Source organism: Myxococcales bacterium (genome assembly GCA_016699535.1).
Lineage (GTDB): Bacteria > Myxococcota_A > Polyangia > Polyangiales.
In genome coordinates this window covers 1,169,170-1,185,990 of record CP064980.1, presented here as the reverse complement: position 1 = coordinate 1,185,990, position 16,821 = coordinate 1,169,170, and the positions used below count along the sequence as shown (strand labels likewise).

The window sequence follows — 16,821 nt, the reverse complement described above, 5'->3', positions numbered from 1 at the left end:
AATTAAAATAGTGTTCGCCAAGCTTAGAACTCACAACCAAAATCGCATTCGCAATCTGCTGCGTCTTTCGAGAAACGGACGTCGTCAACAGCCGTACTAAGTTCCGGAAAATTGGTGCAATCACCAACTGCGCGGGTGCGAAACATGACTTGCACGCTTCGGTCTCGCATCGCTTCGGGTATGCACACTTTGTAGGTACCCACTTCTGTCAAAGCGGTAACAGAAATACCCGTATTCATATACGAGCCATATTCATCAGGATCCACCGTAACAAGAAAAGCCTCGAGCTCACCGAATTGGCGTGAACCCTCGCTGAGATTTCCAGACGCTTCAAACACTAGCGCGGCATTCCTCAGCCGAACATCAACCTCACGCCACATCATGGCATGACTGCATACCCCAGCCTCCGTGCTAAATAGAGCTGCATTGCTCTGTAGATCGGGACTGCTCGAAAAGTCCACCGACCCAGATACCGTCTGAATCGTCCATTCCTCTCCACCATCCTCAAAATCATCAATCAAATCCGGAAGAGAATCATTGCAATCATTGCGATCAAAATCGCCGTCCTCGTCACAATCCTCGTCGGTCTCTGCGTCATATTCACTCTCATCAATCAAGGCATCCTCATCGCGATCCTCTAAGTTGTCTGTCGTTTCGCTACTGGACGAGGTGCTTACAGAAACACTGAGGGTCCTGTCGACTGAAGTAGAGCCATCCGTAGGAACTGTGCAGCTAAGCAGCGCGTTTACGCAGCCTACTAAAACAGATATCCGAACAGATTTATACATCTCATACTCTCGCTATGAAGTTGCTCACAGAGCAGATGCTGTAATTAATTATATCGACGGTTTCGTTGTTTTCTTTAGGGTCAAACGGTCAATAAATTTAATTGCCTTGCAATACGCATACTTGCGGCAAAGCATAAAAAAACACCCGAAAACAAATGCTTCCGGGTGTCTTCAGTGGCCTTTCAATACTTACTAGTACTTAACTGTAACGACGTCTGCGCCAGAACAACACAGCGCCGAGCAGTACGAACAGCATGCTCCGACTGGCAAAGGTGTCAGTGTCTCGTGCACCGATCGCGCATGCGGCTCCGCCTCCGACTCCGCCAGCAGTCGCGAAATCTGGAATGCCATCACCGTTCAGATCGAGCGCTTCATTGCCATCGAGAATGCCATCGCCATCGCTATCGACGTCAAGCCAGTTCGCAAGTCCATCGCCATCGATGTCGCTGTTGTCCAGCGACGCTTCAATGATTGTCAGCACCCCGTCGTTGTCATCGTCAGTATCTAAATAATCCGGTATGCCGTCGCCATCGCTATCACGGGGTGATGAGCCGTTTCCAATTTCTTCACTGGTCGGCACACTATCGCCATCATCGTCCGTATCCAGATAGTCGGGCGTTCCGTCACCGTCAGTGTCTTGTGGATCGGCCGCACCGCCTGGACCGTATTCATCAGAGCTCGGCACACCATCACCATCGTCATCACTATCCAGATAATCGGGCGTTCCATCGCCATCGCTGTCTTGTGGATTCGCAGCACCTCCAGAGCCAAGCTCAGCACTGGTAGGCATGCCGTCACCATCATCGTCCGTATCCAGATAGTCAGGTGTTCCGTCGCCATCACTATCCCGTGGATTCGCTGCTCCACCCGAGCCGAGCTCATCTGCTGTGGGGACACCATCACCATCATCGTCCGTATCCAGATAGTCCGGCGTTCCATCGCCATCGCTGTCCTGTGGATTTGATGCACCACCAGCCCCGAGTTCATCAACAGTCGGAATACCATCGCCATCATCATCCGCATCAAGATAGTCAGGCGTATTGTCTCCGTCGCTATCCAAAGGATCACTTGCGCCGCCAGCTCCAAGCTCATCCGCTGTAGTCAGACCATCACCGTCATCATCCGTGTCACGGTAATCTGGCATACCGTCCCCATCCGTGTTGCGAGGACTTGCTGCACCGCCAGAACCAAGCTCATCGGCCGTCGGAACACCATCGCCATCATCATCGTTGTCTTGGAAGTTAGGAATGTCGTTTTCATCCCAGTCTGGCAATGACAAAGGATCGTTTTGGGTTGGATCGTGCCAGCCATCACCGTTCGCATCGGTAATGGGATTGGCAATGAGGCCAGCTCCGACATCGGTCCCGCCAGCTTCCACAACATCAAACACGCCATCGGCATCGGAATCCAGATCCAACACATCCGGTGTCGTATCATTGTCAGTATCCGCGACCGGCAATGTGGAAGTCGTATTGCCACTATCGCCATCGTCGACATCAACCACTGCTGCCAAACCATCGCCATCTGCATCGAAGCCTGGCTGATCCGCACCATCAATACGACCATCTTGGTCGACATCAAGTGAGCTGCCACCATTTTCAATCAAATCCGGAATACCGTCGTTATCCGAATCCAAATCGTAATCGTCCGTGATGCCATCACCGTCGCTATCGGCAGTACCTTCAACACTGTTTGGCGTACCGTCGTTATCGCGATCGGCATCAAGCGAGTCCGCTACACCGTCACCGTCTGCATCCCCTTCGCACATAAAGGTAGTGGGGTTACAAGCGGACAGACCCGTACACAAACTGTCTTCCGTAGTATTGCATTCAACACATTCCCCGGAGTTCGTGTTACATGCAAGCAGACTTGAATAAGCACTGCAATCCGCGTTAGCCGAACAACCCGTGCAAGCATTGCTGCTACACACCGGCGCTGTCGCATCGCATTGCACATCGGTTAAACACTCCGCCACCAGGAAAGTAAACTCTGCTTTGCCGCAGGCGCGATCCGCACTTGGTGCACCCGTTGGGCCCGGCACGGCTTCACAAAGCTGCACCCAACAACTGTCGTTTTGGCCCTCAAAACTGCTACCTGGGGCCGTATACTCAAAGTCGCCATTAATATCGATAGCGCAAGTCCCACCCAACGCTGAAGCAACGCTTGTGCTGTAGCTCCCGTTTTCAGTGGTGGCTACCGTGAAGGAAGAGTCATCCCAACCTTGTGATACGGTGCCCTGTGATGAACCTGCATCGTTTTTGATGTCATCAAGCAAAATCGTAGCGCTCGTCGTTGGTAGCACCGCATCCGACTGTACCCCAATCGTGGGGTCATCGTTATAATGCACCGTGACTTGCACCGTCGCGCAACCCACTACGTCCGGATCGTTGTCACACAAATCCACGTCAAACACATAGTCCGCTGCAACGGTGTCGTCATTGGGCGTAATGCGCACGTAACCAGAAGGAGCACCGCCTAAAGGATCCACGACAGTCGCATTCACGGGCTGACTTGCCACAGCAGGTTCAGCCAAACCATCCATGTCCGGATCGCTTGGATTGGCCAAGGAGATAATATCCACATCAAAATAGGCATTGGGGCCAGTGGTCGCAGTCCATACCTCAACATCGCTCGCCGTCACCGTTGGTATTTCATTACACACCGACGCGCGCGGAGTAATCACGGTGTAGTTCACCGCTTCTTGAGAAAATCCATAAAAACCAATTTGTCCATCGGGAAAACTGCTCAGTCCAAAATCCCCAGGAGCGCCACTAAACTGCGTGACACCATCAACAGAGATATCGAGAAGCACATCCGTATAGGTAATTGCAAAAGTATGAACGGTGTTATCAGACCAGCCCGTCGCGCTTAGGGTGGCGCCCCGCGCTATTTCGTCGACATCGATACCAATTCCATCACCATGCAACCAAAAATCATTGGGCCCACTTGGAATCCCAGTCACATGATTTAAAGCCAACCCTGCGAGCGCCGTACCGCCTCCAATGTTTTGATTCGCTTGCTTCCAGTCAACAAACAAGTAATCCGCACTGGCATTGCTCGTATCGCCAGGATTGAAACCAAGGACAAAGCCGATAAAATCATCATCCGAAGTCGTTTGCACTTCAATATCGATCACGTAGGTGACGCCCTTGGCCTCGGTTCCCACAAGACCAATGGTTGGGTTTGTGGTGTTGGTACCTTGCGTCGCAGAGTAGCGATCCAACATGGTCCATACGGCAGTACTTCCGCTGTAGTACTCTTCCGTGCTCACCCCACCGGTAAAATCAATCGGCGCCTTGCATACAAAGCCAGACTCAATCAGACACTGATTATCGCAGCCATCCCCCGTACTAAAGTTCCCGTCATCGCACTCCTCACTGGCATGCACATCGCCATCCGGTGTGCCATTGAAACATTGGGCAGAAGCCAAGCTGCTGCTACCAAGCACGCCAAGAGTAGCTGTCAGCACCAACGAATAGAATAAGGCCGTCGCGACATGTCGACGCGTAAAACGTGGAAGATAAACGAAAGGTACGACACTCTGTTGCATAGTCATTTCCTCGGGGTAAATTTTACCAAACGCGCAAACGATTCAGCGCGTGAGCTACTTTATGGCATAAAAGCACCGGCAGAAACTAATTTGCGGATTAAACTCTCCGCCTTTAAATTCTAGCGGTCCACTACACTTGCTCGGAACGCTAATCGATGCCCCAAATCTTAGGCGTCACTTTTTTGGCGGTGGATTTGTAGGGGCTTCGTCAAACTCTACCTTGAAATCCGAACGAGATCCTCGCAAATTGGGCAAAGGTGGAGGCGGAGGCGGCGGTTTCGGTCGGTGCGATCGCGCCACAGCTTTGGCTGGAGGGGGCGGCGGGATCGGTTGCGAAGCTACTTTCGCTCGAGCCGGAGGTGGTCGATTGGTCGCACGTGCATCACTCTGCACATCATCGCCCACCCCAGTAATCTCATCAAAAATCGCATCAATATCGATATCGTCCTCATCGAGCTCCATCACCGGCGCAGGAGACGAAACCGAGCCGCTTTCATGCGTCTGCCGCATTTGCTCACGGCGACGTCGCGCCCTAAGCAAATCACGCCGATAGGTGCCTTCTTCAATTTGCCTGGCAACCCGTTTCCAGTAGATGCCGTAGGTTGTGTACTTCTGAAGCAGTTGCTGAAAACGAAAGCGCATGGCGGTGTTGCGCGGAATCTCACGCCGCAAGGCCTGCATGCGTCGCTCCACGTCTTTTCGTGGCACTGTCGGCTCTAGTCGCTCCATGCCCGAGAACCACTGCTCATAAAGCGCTTTAAGACGATCCACTCGCGTCTCAAGATCATGCAGCTCTTGTTCAAACTCTTTTACATTCATTTCAAATGGTACACGGGCAGTCGGTTATAAAAGTCAGCAGTTAACAAAAAGTATACGAACACGAGGACAAAGCTAAAGGATAATTCTTTTTTCGAGGTTTTCGTAGATTCTCCGCAGGTCTAGGGCCCCCGGAGTTCGCTTCGCTGGAACTCCGCCCCAGACACTCTCACAGGGGCGAGGACGATTATACATCAGTATATGAGGACGAGCTCCGAGGACGTAAGCCGAATATACGTAAACCTCGGAAAAAGTCCTTGCAGACGCCACGGGCTGACCGGATACATTTCAAAGTGGCTCGATATGTAGGTTATCAAACCATGTTTCCACGCCCCAGTTATTGAAGGCAAAATGATCATGTCCGCGGCCAAAAAGCGGTTGTTTGTCGTGCATTTGCCCGAGTTTTTGACCATCAAGCCAAACACTCACCAGGGCGCCCCTACGCTCAACGCGCAAATGATAAACTTGGCCCATTTCGATGCGTTTTTTGAGTCCAACCACACGATCGGAGCCATGTTCATCCATGCGGGCAATCACATTCAAGGTATTGCTCCAGCCACCTAAAATGATCACATAGCTCGTTGCCGTATAATGCTCGGAAGTGGCATGCGACTTGCCGTCTCCAAACAGCTCGACCTTGATATCGCCCTGTTCGGACTCACTGCGCACGTCAAGCTCAACCCGCACATCACGAGGCAGGCGCCGCTTTAACCACAAAGGATGATTGCGCGCACCGCTTACCCGCAACTGACCATCCACCAAGCTGTAGTTGCCCCCGGTTTTATTCCACAGAGGACCCAGTTCACTGCGCTCAAAATCATCGCGAAAACCGCTCGCCGCGATGGCGGGATCGCCCTGGGGTGTGCAGGCCGATAGAAGCCCAAAAACACAACATGCCACAATTGGCGATTTTTTGACTAAAAGATGACTAATCTGTCTTTTTTTGACCATATTTCATGTCACCACTGGCAAGTGGCCCGGCTTAGCCACGATGTTTTTTTCTTGTTTTATACGGGTATCAAGCAGATGAGCCGCTTTGATATTCCCTAGCGCTGCTAACATGTTTTGTCGCAATCCGGGATGGCTCTGCTCAAGTTCCTTTAGCCACCGCTTGATCTGCGCTCGCCGCAAATTGTCCTGCGAGCCACATAAATTGCAAGGCAAAATAGGAAAAGCTTGCTCCTTAGCAAACGCAGCAATGTCCGACTCAGCTGCATAAAGCAGAGGTCGAATCACCACGTGTTTTTGATCATCACTCACAAGGCGCGCCGGCATGGCCCGCATCGAACCGGCAAAAAACATATTCAGGAGCAAGGTTTCAATCGTATCGTCCCGATGATGCCCGAGCGCGATTTTCGTGCAGCCGAGCTTCGTTGCAGTCGTATACAAAATCCCTCGACGCAAGCGCGAACACAGAGCGCAGTAGGTCTTGCCTTCCTCGACCCGATCGATCACCACCGAGTAAGTGTCCTCTTTTAATATATGGTACTCAAAGCCCTGCTCTTGAAGCCAACGCTCAAGTGGCTCGCCATCGTAACCGGGCTGGCCTTGATCCACATGCACAACAATGAGCTCAAAAGCAACGGGTGCTCGTTGCCGGGCCCTTTCCAAAAGATGAAGCAAAGCATAACTGTCTTTGCCGCCGCTCAAACACACCATCACCCGGTCTTGAGCTTCAATCAGATTAAAGTCCGCGATACAGTGGCCCATCGACCGCGCAAGACTTCGCTCTAAAACGCTTTGTTTTCTCGGAAGGGCTATACTTTGCTGAGTTTGCATCGAAGATTCTGAAATTTTCACTGGGAAGTGTTATGTTAACTGTTGCAAAATGGCTACAGTCCCCTATAGCGGAGGCTCCGATGAACGGCAACCAACATTTCAGACGTGAGGGCAGACAACCCATCAATCTAAAAGTACAGCTGCGTTTTGGGCATGCTACCGATGCTTCGCCCGTTGAAGCCGAGCTTTCTGACTTGGGCATGGGCGGTGCCTTTATCCTTACGTCGTACAGCGCCAGCATTGGCGCCATCGTCTCCATCACCATCTCCACCCCGACCTCTTGGGAGCCTTTCAATGTTGATGCAGAAATACGCTGGGTCTCGGACGGCAGCGGCAAACAGCCCCCAGGCCTTGGGGTAAACTTTCTGCCCATGGGTAAAACAGAAGCCAGCGCTTTGTATGACCTTATTCAAGTCATCGATTACAAACACGACGAGCAAAACACAGCATCATGAATTATGAGTCTTAGTCTTTACAATACCTACAGCAAAAAAAAAGAAGCGCTTAGCCTACAAGATCCGGGACACGCCAAAGTTTACGTCTGCGGTCCGACCGTCTACGACTATGCACACCTTGGACACGCGCGCTGTTACGTTGTCTACGATGTGCTTGTCCGACACTTACGCACCAGCGCGATCAAAGTCACTTACGTACGTAATATCACCGATGTTGACGACAAGATCATCAACCGTTCCAAAGAGAACAACGAAGATCCGGGCAAACTTGCTCAGCGCTTCACTGAGGCTTTTTGGCAAGACATGAAACAACTCGGCAACGCTCCGGCCGACATCGAACCCACGGTAAGCGAGCACATGCCCCAAATCATCACGCTCATCGAAACACTGATCGACAAAGGAGCTGCCTATGCCTCGGAAGGCGACGTTTATTTTAGCGTCGAGCATTTTAAGAAATACGGCGCGCTTTCAGGACGCAAACTCAATCAAATGTCCATGGGCGCAAGTGGTCGACTTGAGCAAAGTGACGCTGTAAAAAAGAAAAACCCCGCCGACTTTGCCCTTTGGAAAAGTAGTCCACAAAGCGAACTCGGATGGCAGAGCCCGTGGGGCTACGGCAGACCCGGTTGGCACATCGAATGCTCAACCATGAGTATGAACTACTTGGGCAACACCCTCGACCTGCATGGCGGCGGACTTGATCTTGTCTTTCCTCATCATGAAAACGAAATTGCTCAAAGCGAGGCTGCAACAGGCATGCCTTTTGCCAACATGTGGATGCACAACGGCTTTGTCGAAGTCTCCAAAGAAAAAATGAGCAAAAGCCTGGGCAATTTTTTCACCATTCGCGAAGTTTTTAAATTCGCCGAGCCCGAAGCCGTGCGTTTCTTTGTGCTTAACATTCACTACCGGGCGCCTCTAAACCTGGACTGGAAAACCGACGAGCAAGGTCATGTTATTTCTTTTCCTGCTATCGAAGAAGCCGAGCGTCGCTTGGAATATCTCTATCGCAGCAAAGAGCGCATCGCCCACATCCCGGAAAACCGTCTCAGCTCAGGCGATGGTCCAAAACACGATGTCATCGATAATTTCATTCCACGCATCAAAGCCTGCTTGGACGACGATTTGAACACCTGCACTGCACTTGCAGCACTCAATGAATTTCTCAAGCACGTCAACGAGCTTGCCGATTCGTTGAAGAAGAAAAAGGCGACCATCAACAGACACACCTTTGAGCACATCATCGAGGGGTTCACCTACGTTGGAAAAGCCCTCGGCCTTGGAAACGAAGCTGCCGAGCAATGGCTCGGGCGTGTACAAGACAGACGACTGACGCGATCGGGCCTAAGCAAGGATCAAATTGAGGATTTTATCGCAAAACGAAATGCAGCTCGTGCCGCTAAAGACTACGCCGCATCCGATGGTATCCGAGATCAACTTACAGCTATGGGCGTCGAGTTATGCGATACACCTTACGGCACCGAATGGCGTATGATATAAATTACTTATGACGGGAGCACCCACACCCACCGTCCAGGGGAATTTTCGTAAAACACCTTTTGCGCACGTCTTAGTTTACGTATGGCAGCAAAAGATCACAGGTACACTTGTCGTCCGCGAAGACGGACATGAAGAGCTCATCTGGATCGAACAAGGCCGACTCAAAGCAGCAAGCTTCTCGAATGATCCAGAAAGTTTCGAAACTGGCTTAATTGATCTCTTGCCCAAAGTGAACTCAAGCTATAGCTTTTTTGAAAACCACTACATGATTTCACATGCCGCCAATTTTGTTGGAGACCTTTCTCCTATCGCGGTACTGAGTGAAGGTTTGCGCAAAGGTCGTCGCAGCCCAGCCATGCCTGGTGTCACGGCAAAACTTCGCCAATGCCTGATTCGACTAAAGAACTTGCCCGATGCTTCAGAGTTCGGCCTGGATCAATCCGACATTAGCTTTCTTCACAGTTTTGAAAAACTATCAACACCGTACGATGTGGTTATCAATCACGGTGCTGTATCCAAATTACGTGCTGAGCAACTTCTGTATATGTTAGGCATTACCAAAGTGCTCGATCTCGCTAAAGCCACACCATCGCAGGTGTTAAGCGTAACGACAAACACGGTGATCATGCCGCCCGAGGAACCCAAAGAAAAAACCGCAGCCAAGCAGGCGGCTCAGAAAACGGCTTCACCCGCGGCTAAACCCAACATCGTTCCAAAGAAATCCATCCCCGAGATGCCCACAGGATTAAGTAGTGATGAACAAGGCCTGTGGAAAAACATCGTTCACACTTACGAGCATTTAGCTGAAATGAACCATTTTCAGTTGCTCGGACTTTCGATGGAAGCCGACAGTGCTGCGGTGAGCCATGCATACATGAGTCAGGCCAAAAAGTGGCATCCCGATAAACTGCCCAAAACAATGGATCCACTTCGCAGCATGGTACGCGAAGTGTTTAAAGCGCTTACCGACGCGCAAAAAGCCCTTGCGAATGACAAAGCTCGTCAAGACTACATCGAACTAGTCAATAGTGGAGCAGGATCACCTGCTGAACAAAAGCGCATGATGGATCTTGTGGAGGCGGCATCGGAGATCCAAACTGCCGCGATGCTTCTGCAGCAACGCAACTATACAGAAGCGTTGGAGCACGCCAAGCAAGCAGTGCGACTCGCGCCTAACGATCCCGACGGACACACCTTTTACGGCTGGGCCTTGTATCAACTCAACGCCAAAAATGAAGACATTCCCTACGACGAAATTTTGTCTCATTTTGCTAAAACGTTAAGCATCAACCCACGCCACGAAAAGGCCAATTTTTACAAGGCTCTTATCTTCAAACAACAAGGCAAGAACGCTGAAGCACTTCAGTTGTTCAAAGTCGTAGCTAAAATTAATCCAAGAAACGTGGATGCGGCGCGTGAACTGCGTATCGCATCCATGCGCAAATCCATGGTGCCTGAAGGACAAAAATCAAGTCGCGCAAGCGTGTTTTCCAAGCTTTTTAAAAAGCCATCCGATCATTAATGCTCTTTGCTTGCCAATAAACTTCTTATTCAGGACAGCCAATCGCTTGCCCAGAGATCACCACATCATCGATCCAAAGTTCATGCGACATGTTACTTTGTTGATAGTGTCCCCACCCGATACTAAGGGTAGTAAATTGCGGCGCTAGCCATTGCCCGCCCAGGTCATTGCTAAGACAGCCTTGCCCGTGGTCCTGCACATTCATATTGTTGACAGCTTGGCCGTTGACCCACATTTGCTCGCGATTGTTTGGACCGTCAAACTCCCATTCAAAACATTGCCACTGTCCTTCAACAATCATGTCATCGGAATGCTGCCAGCAATCGGTATTCGCTACATTGGTAGGTTCAGTCCAGTAGTTCGCTAAAAAGCGTTTATAATTTTGTCCACCAAAACGATAACGTGCACTAAAGTTCTCGTTTTCAACAGGACCTGCCGCTTCAACGAGTGTCCAATGCACATAAGCGTCTGGCACAGCTTTGATGTACATCATCGCTCGCGCAAAAAAATGATTGCCCGCTACAGGCAACACCGCGTTATCTTCGAAACGAATCAATCCGCGCGTGTAGCTTTGATTCGAAGATGTCTTCACATGAACCGATTGGCTTCCGCTGTAGCTTTGCGCTGAATCAATAGAAATAGTGCTCTGCACTAGTTCGCTCTGCCAAGGCGAGTCCGGGGCTCCGCCACTGCTAGCGTTTTCAAAGTCATCGCAAAACCATGCATTGCCGCAGGGATCATTGGGGTCGTTACCAGGGCTGCTACCTTGGCCTGTGTCCGTAGTACCGGTGCCCATCGTCCCAGCATCCGAAAAGGCTGCATCGTCACTTGAGCTGATCCCTGAAGAATTTGTGTTTGCTTCGCTGGAATCGCCAGGCACACCAATTTGCCCAAGCCCGCACCCAGCCCACAAAACGATGCCTGTTATCACGCCCCAAATTCGCACCTGTCGCAATGCTGCAAAAAGCATTCCAAGTCATAGATGCGAAATCTGCTGTGTTTTACCCAAACAAGAACCCAAAACGCTCCCAACACGCATCCCTATTTGCGAGCACACCGCAAAAAACGCGCCGGCGGCAAAGGTACATGGCTGGTCAGTCCCTGCTTCCTTCGAGCACTTTTGGCGAGGTTTCCGTAGGTTCGGCTTACCTCCTCGGGACTCCTCCTCAAATACCAAGGTATAATCGTTGTCGCCCCTGTGGGGGCGCTCGAACCTACGGAAACCTCGCCAAAAGCCATGTCTTCTAGCTTTGCTTCTGTGCTTGGATAGCTGCTTCAAGACTCCGGACAAGTGTCACCGACTGATCTGGTACGCGGCAAAGGTACATGGCTGGTCAGTCCCTGCGTTTTTTGAGCATTGCGCCTCTTTGTCTATTACCTTGTTTGTGACTCTGGGCCAGAGTTACCAACGGTCCAGGTACGGTGGCGGACGCTTTGCGAGTCCGGCAATCTCGCCATCAAGCTCCGCTAAGTCATGAAAAACACAGCGAGCAGTCATGGCTGTTTTATTGCATGGCAGGCAGGTGTGTCCCGAAAACCTACAAAGCATAGCCTTGATGCGCGTGAACGCCTTTTGCGTATCGGCGCAAGCGCACTAAGCAACAGCGAACTCATCGCGCTTATCCTTGGCACCGGCTCCGCACAGAAAAACGTGGCAGCCTTGGCAACCGAACTGCTCAATGAATTTCCAAGCCTGCGGCATATTCGCGGACTGGACCCGAAACAGCTATCGAAAAAACCAGGCATCGGATCCGCCAAAGCCTCACGATTGCTCGCTGCGTTTGAGTTGGGCAGCCGCGCAAACCACGCCAATCCCGACAGTGACCCAGTGCTAAACAGCAGCGCCGCTGTCGATCAGCATCTGCGTCCGCGCCTTGCGCATTTGCAACAGGAGCACCTGCTTGCTCTGTGCCTCGATACGCGTCTGCGCCTGAAACGCGAGCTGCCCGTTGCGATTGGAGGCCTAAGTAGCTGCTCCTTGCGCCCAGCCGATGTGTTTCGGCCGGTGCTTAGCGAAGGAGCCTCAGCGGTATTGCTCGTGCACAACCACCCAAGTGGCGATCCAAAACCCAGTCCTGAAGATGAGCAATTCACCCATCAGGTTGAAAAGGCCGGAGCGCTGCTTGGCATCAGCCTGGTGGACCATATTATCATTGGCTCCGAAGGCTATTTCAGCTTTAATGACCAGAAAATGCTGCTAGTCGCCCAGGATGGCCAAAAGCGCATTTTCAACACACTTGCCAACAGTGGCAAAAAATCAACAAAAAAATGACTAAGTTGTCATTAAAACAGCACTTTTAATGCCAAAACAGCTTTCGGCTGCTGAGAGACAGCCTTGACAGGGTCCAGGCCCTGTGCTTTTCTGCGCCGTTCACATTTCTAATGGATTTAGGCTCGATTGGCTTTGCCTTTCGACTTTGGAGAAGCATCGTGAAACGTACTTATCAACCTCATCGCAAGCGCCGGCTGCGCACACACGGTTTCCGTGCTCGTATGAAAACCGCCAACGGTCGCAGAGTTATTAATTCACGTCGCCGTAAAGGCCGACAATCTCTGTCAGCATCCGTCTACAAGAAGTAGATTTAGGCTGCGGAGGGCATCGCGGCACCATGCACAACCGCGAGCAACATAAGGAAGATAAGCCACATCGTTTTCCGGCTTATGTACGCATCCTCAAACGAGGCGAGTACAAAGCTATTCAAGAACACGGCTTTCGGGTAAAAACGCAAAACTATACCTGGCTTATTCTTCCTTCATCTTTTCCTTATGCGCGCCTCGGCATCACCGCAAGCAAACGCCTGGGTGTTGCTGTTGTCCGAAACCGAATCAAACGTGTCCTTCGAGAAGCGTTTCGGCAAAACAAAACCATGATTCCTAGCCACTGTGACATTGTTGTATCTCCCGCCGTAGCAGCGCCGAACTCGGCAGCCTACAGGTTTGCCGAGAACTACTCCTTGCTGCCAAGCGAATCAGGGCCAAACAAGAAGCAAAGAAGGCTGCTTTATGAAGTATGTCTTGCTGGCTTTGATACGACTTTATCAATGGACATTGAGTCCCCTTTTGGGAGCAGCCTGCCGATTCGAACCCTCCTGCTCACACTACACTGCCAGTTGCATTCATGAATTCGGCGCCGCCAAAGGCTCTTGGCTTGGCATCAAACGCATTTGCCGCTGTCACCCTTTTGCGGCCGGCGGTTTTGACCCACCCCCTCATCGAGTTAGGTAAGTATGTTTGTGATTCGTTCTACGTTTTTTGCTCCTCTTATTTTCGTACTTTCAATGCTCTTTGGCACAACTGCCGCGGCGCAGAGCGCGGCAAAAGAGCAGCCATCCATTGAAGCACAAAACCCCTCGCCAGCTTTGCGAATCAGTGCGCCGAGCTACGAGGCTGAACTTGACCGAGACACGAGCGCGCTCAAGCATTTTTCTTTGCGCGATGAGCGTTACAAAAAAGATGGCAAAGCCATCGATATCATCACCACCGACAAACCCAGCTATCTTCCTTTGCGCTTTGAACTAAAAGGCGTCGAATGGCCAGAAAAACCAGCCTGGCAAGTCAAGCAGCTTTCCGATCGCAGCGTTCGTTTTCAGTACGAACAAGACCATATACTCGTCGCACGCAAAATCGAGGCTGGAAAATCCCCCTACCAACTTTGGTCCACCCTTCGCGTCAGCAACTTTAGCCAGGAAGAAAAAACAATCAGCCTGCGTCTCGGTAGCTATCACTACATTCCACGCAAGGACGAATCCGGTGGCTTTATCGCATCGCGCTCTCCGAATCTAAGTCATGCCGTATGCTCGGTGAATGGCAAAGTTGAGCGTGAAGATCGCAAAGAGCTGCTAAAAAAACATAGCTACAAAGGCAAAGTTCGCTTTGTCGCGACCGAAAACGTCTACTTTGTTAACGCTTTGGCTCCCACCGACCCTGACGCTAGGCACTGCGACTTAGTTTCTTCCGATCGTGGCGGCACAAAAGATAAACCCCACGGCTCGCTCTTCGAAGCCTATCTTGATTATCCTAAACACAAGCTTGCTCCCGGTGAAACCGTCATCTACCGCACTATGGCTTACCTTGGGCCGAAAACACCCGAAGCCCTGCGCGCGGCTGGACATGGCATGCCCAAGGTGATCGATCTTGGTTTTTTCTCACAACTGGCAGGCTATTTGACGCGTCTGCTTAGCAGCATTCATTCGGTAGTACCCAACTGGGGTTTTGCCATCATCTTGCTCACTTTGTTCGTAAAGCTTTTGTTGTTTCCGCTTACGGCCAAGAGCTTTAAATCGATGGCGCGCATGCGCTTGCTTAAGCCTGAGCTTGATAAGCTGACCGAACTCTACAAAGACGACAAAGAAAAACGCGGCGCTGCTACCATGGAGCTGTACCGCAAACAGAAAATCAATCCATTAGGTGGGTGTTTGCCGCAGCTCCTGCAGCTTCCCGTGTGGTGGGCTCTTTACACTTCACTTTCGACGAACGTCCAACTTTACCACGCTAATTTTGCTTTGTGGTGGCAGGATTTATCGGCACCGGATCCTTTCTTTGTTTTGCCTGTTGCACTCGGTGCACTCATGTATTTCCAACAGAAGCTCACACCTTCAGCGATGGATCCAGCGCAAGCCAAAATGATGATGTACATGATGCCTCTGATGATGATGGGCTTCATGCTCTTTTTGCCCTCAGGCCTATGTCTTTACATCTTAACCAACAGCGTTCTTAGCATCGCGCAGCAAAAATACTTTGAGCATGCAGCGCTCGCAGAGGCTCCCAGTGAAGCGGGGAGTCAAAACAAACCTTTACACGAGGCCGATAAAGACTCGGACCAAGTGAAAAAAGCGAAACCTAATAATAGGAGGTCCCGTCGTGGTAGAACAAAAACAGCCCGCACTTGATGGCGCACTAATTGTCGATGATGATTTTGAAGACGATGAAGGTTTAGGCAAACCTGGACAACCTGGCGACGGCAAGGCGGAACAAGCACTTGAAGCGCTGGGCGAAATCCTCGAACGCATGGAACTTGAAGCCGAAGTCAGTATTCGCGACGATGACGATCGCGTGGTGCTTGATATATCAGGTGAAGATACCGGACGTGCCATTGGCCGCAAAGGTCAGACGCTGGATGCGCTTCAGTTTTTGGTTAACAAAATTGTTAACCGTTTTCCAGAAGGCCGACGTCACGTGGTACTTGATTCCGGCGACTACCGTGACAGGCACGATCAAGGCCTCGCTTCGATGGCCAAACGCCAAGCCAAGCGCGCTCTGAAAAAGGCTCGGTGGTTACGCTCGAGCCGATGTCTCCACGCGACAGACGTGTCGTGCATCTATCGTTGGCTAAGTTCCCCGGCGTAAAAACCCGCTCCGATGGACAAGGCTCCGGCCGCCGCATCCAAATCATCCCCTCCGGCCGCGACTAGAAAGTTTGGGCTCAAATCAAAACGCCAGCTTCCAAATAAGCTGGCGTTTTTTTAATTACTCTATTGCTCGCTAGAGCGTTCTATGGGGCTTGTGCTCCTGAGCTTTCAAGACTACTGGGCCAACGCATAGTCCAAACTTTTCTCAACAATTTTTCATCCTACAGCGCTCTGGGCAGATGCTCATACGCACAAGCCCCATAGAACGCCACTCAAGACCGCCTCGCAAAAAAATCCCGTAACGGATCTGTAAGAACACTAAGGTTCAACGCTCCGATTTCTCGAGCTGAGAGAGTCGCCCTTCGCATTCACTGCAAAGCAGATCGAATAGTTTCCACAGCCCCGACACGCCCGGAATTGATAGAAATATGGGCGATAATTTGACTTAGTGATATCATGAAGAAGGTTCGGGCTATTGTTTCATTGGAAGAAGAGGATAAGGCTTGGCTTGATAGGGAATCGGCACGCCGGGGGGTATCGATGGCTGAACTTATCCGCATTGCGCTTCGCACACTTCGCCGCAAGCCGACTTTGGATAAACCCTCGTTTGAAAAACAACTGATGAGCACCAAAGGTTTGTGGACCAAGGGAGACGGTCTGGCCTATCAACAGAGCATTCGTGATGAATGGTGAGGGAGTCCTGCTTGATTCTGTGATTTTAATTGATCACTTCAACGGTATTGATCCCGCAACTCAATTTATCATACAGAACGCCGATCGGATGGCCATATCAGCCACTACCCGCGCTGAAGTGCTCTCTGGTTTTACTGAGCCAGCACTGTCAAAAGCAAAATCCCTATTGAATGAGATTGCTTTGATTCCGATTGATACTGCCATTGCTGATTTGGGAGCTACCTTAAGACGCATCTATAAATGGAAACTGCCCGACGCTCTGCAAGCTGCGGTGGCCACTCACTATGGCCTTGCACTAGCAACGCGAAACACAAAAGATTTTTCTCCCGATGAGCATGCGTTTGTTCATGTGCCGTATTCTCTTTAGTCA

17 protein-coding genes and 1 pseudogene are annotated in these 16,821 nt (G+C 51.0%); 12 read left to right on the top strand and 6 right to left on the bottom strand.

The window, feature by feature from the left end; translation table 11 throughout:
• Positions 1–23: 23 nt before the first annotated feature.
• The 5 genes from IPJ88_05615 to ttcA form a co-directional block, all read right to left on the bottom strand.
• The gene (locus tag IPJ88_05615) at positions 24–788 is read right to left on the bottom strand and encodes a hypothetical protein (GenBank protein QQR91210.1); all 765 of its coding nucleotides are present in this window, start codon (positions 786–788) and stop codon (positions 24–26) included.
• A 199-nt stretch (positions 789–987) separates the two neighbouring features.
• Positions 988–4,338, bottom strand: coding sequence for a hypothetical protein (locus tag IPJ88_05610; protein QQR91209.1), 3,351 nt, complete (start codon positions 4,336–4,338; stop codon positions 988–990).
• Positions 4,339–4,512: 174 nt separating this feature from the next.
• Positions 4,513–5,157 (bottom strand): hypothetical protein, encoded by a 645-nt coding sequence (locus IPJ88_05605; GenBank protein QQR91208.1) that lies wholly within the window; start codon positions 5,155–5,157, stop codon positions 4,513–4,515.
• Between the two features lie 285 nt (positions 5,158–5,442).
• Entirely contained in the window at positions 5,443–6,054 is a 612-nt protein-coding gene (locus IPJ88_05600; protein ID QQR91207.1) for a hypothetical protein, read from the bottom strand.
• Positions 6,055–6,108: 54 nt separating this feature from the next.
• On the bottom strand, positions 6,109–6,954 hold the full coding sequence (ttcA, locus tag IPJ88_05595) for a tRNA 2-thiocytidine(32) synthetase TtcA (GenBank protein ID QQR91206.1): 846 nt from the start codon (positions 6,952–6,954) through the stop codon (positions 6,109–6,111).
• 59 nt (positions 6,955–7,013) lie between these two features.
• Between ttcA and IPJ88_05590 the strand changes: the two genes are divergently transcribed.
• Genes IPJ88_05590 through IPJ88_05580 form a run of 3 tightly spaced genes read left to right on the top strand, consistent with a single transcriptional unit; the run spans position 7,014 to position 10,410 of the window.
• The gene (locus IPJ88_05590; GenBank protein ID QQR91205.1) at positions 7,014–7,388 is read left to right on the top strand and encodes a PilZ domain-containing protein; all 375 of its coding nucleotides are present in this window, start codon (positions 7,014–7,016) and stop codon (positions 7,386–7,388) included.
• 3 nt (positions 7,389–7,391) lie between these two features.
• A complete protein-coding gene (locus tag IPJ88_05585) occupies positions 7,392–8,888 on the top strand; it encodes a cysteine--tRNA ligase (GenBank protein QQR91204.1) in 1,497 nt (498 codons plus the stop codon).
• 7 nt (positions 8,889–8,895) lie between these two features.
• Positions 8,896–10,410: a DnaJ domain-containing protein gene (locus tag IPJ88_05580; protein QQR91203.1), complete on the top strand. Its 1,515-nt coding sequence runs from the start codon at positions 8,896–8,898 to the stop codon at positions 10,408–10,410.
• A gap of 25 nt (positions 10,411–10,435) precedes the next feature.
• Here IPJ88_05580 and IPJ88_05575 read toward each other — a convergent pair whose 3' ends face one another.
• Positions 10,436–11,380 (bottom strand): hypothetical protein, encoded by a 945-nt coding sequence (locus IPJ88_05575; GenBank protein ID QQR91202.1) that lies wholly within the window; start codon positions 11,378–11,380, stop codon positions 10,436–10,438.
• Between the two features lie 504 nt (positions 11,381–11,884).
• Between IPJ88_05575 and radC the strand changes: the two genes are divergently transcribed.
• The 9 genes and pseudogenes from radC (at position 11,885) to IPJ88_05530 (ending at position 16,818) form a co-directional block, all read left to right on the top strand.
• Complete coding sequence (gene radC, locus IPJ88_05570) at positions 11,885–12,682, top strand: DNA repair protein RadC (protein ID QQR91201.1); 798 nt, start codon at positions 11,885–11,887, stop codon at positions 12,680–12,682.
• Positions 12,683–12,840: 158 nt separating this feature from the next.
• Positions 12,841–12,990 (top strand): 50S ribosomal protein L34, encoded by a 150-nt coding sequence (gene rpmH / locus IPJ88_05565; GenBank protein QQR91200.1) that lies wholly within the window; start codon positions 12,841–12,843, stop codon positions 12,988–12,990.
• Positions 12,991–13,019: 29 nt separating this feature from the next.
• Positions 13,020–13,280: pseudogene (gene rnpA, locus IPJ88_05560) on the top strand (ribonuclease P protein component).
• A gap of 133 nt (positions 13,281–13,413) precedes the next feature.
• Complete coding sequence (gene yidD, locus IPJ88_05555; protein ID QQR91199.1) at positions 13,414–13,635, top strand: membrane protein insertion efficiency factor YidD; 222 nt, start codon at positions 13,414–13,416, stop codon at positions 13,633–13,635.
• A gap of 8 nt (positions 13,636–13,643) precedes the next feature.
• The gene (gene yidC, locus IPJ88_05550; protein QQR91198.1) at positions 13,644–15,299 is read left to right on the top strand and encodes a membrane protein insertase YidC; all 1,656 of its coding nucleotides are present in this window, start codon (positions 13,644–13,646) and stop codon (positions 15,297–15,299) included.
• The gene (locus tag IPJ88_05545; GenBank protein QQR91197.1) at positions 15,271–15,756 is read left to right on the top strand and encodes a KH domain-containing protein; all 486 of its coding nucleotides are present in this window, start codon (positions 15,271–15,273) and stop codon (positions 15,754–15,756) included. Before yidC ends, IPJ88_05545 begins: the two co-directional genes overlap by 29 nt.
• A complete protein-coding gene (locus IPJ88_05540) occupies positions 15,699–15,821 on the top strand; it encodes a hypothetical protein (protein QQR91196.1) in 123 nt (40 codons plus the stop codon). Before IPJ88_05545 ends, IPJ88_05540 begins: the two co-directional genes overlap by 58 nt.
• Positions 15,822–16,214: 393 nt before the next feature.
• The gene (locus IPJ88_05535; protein QQR91195.1) at positions 16,215–16,451 is read left to right on the top strand and encodes a ribbon-helix-helix protein, CopG family; all 237 of its coding nucleotides are present in this window, start codon (positions 16,215–16,217) and stop codon (positions 16,449–16,451) included.
• On the top strand, positions 16,441–16,818 hold the full coding sequence (locus tag IPJ88_05530) for a PIN domain-containing protein (GenBank protein QQR91194.1): 378 nt from the start codon (positions 16,441–16,443) through the stop codon (positions 16,816–16,818). Before IPJ88_05535 ends, IPJ88_05530 begins: the two co-directional genes overlap by 11 nt.
• Positions 16,819–16,821: the final 3 nt, after the last annotated feature.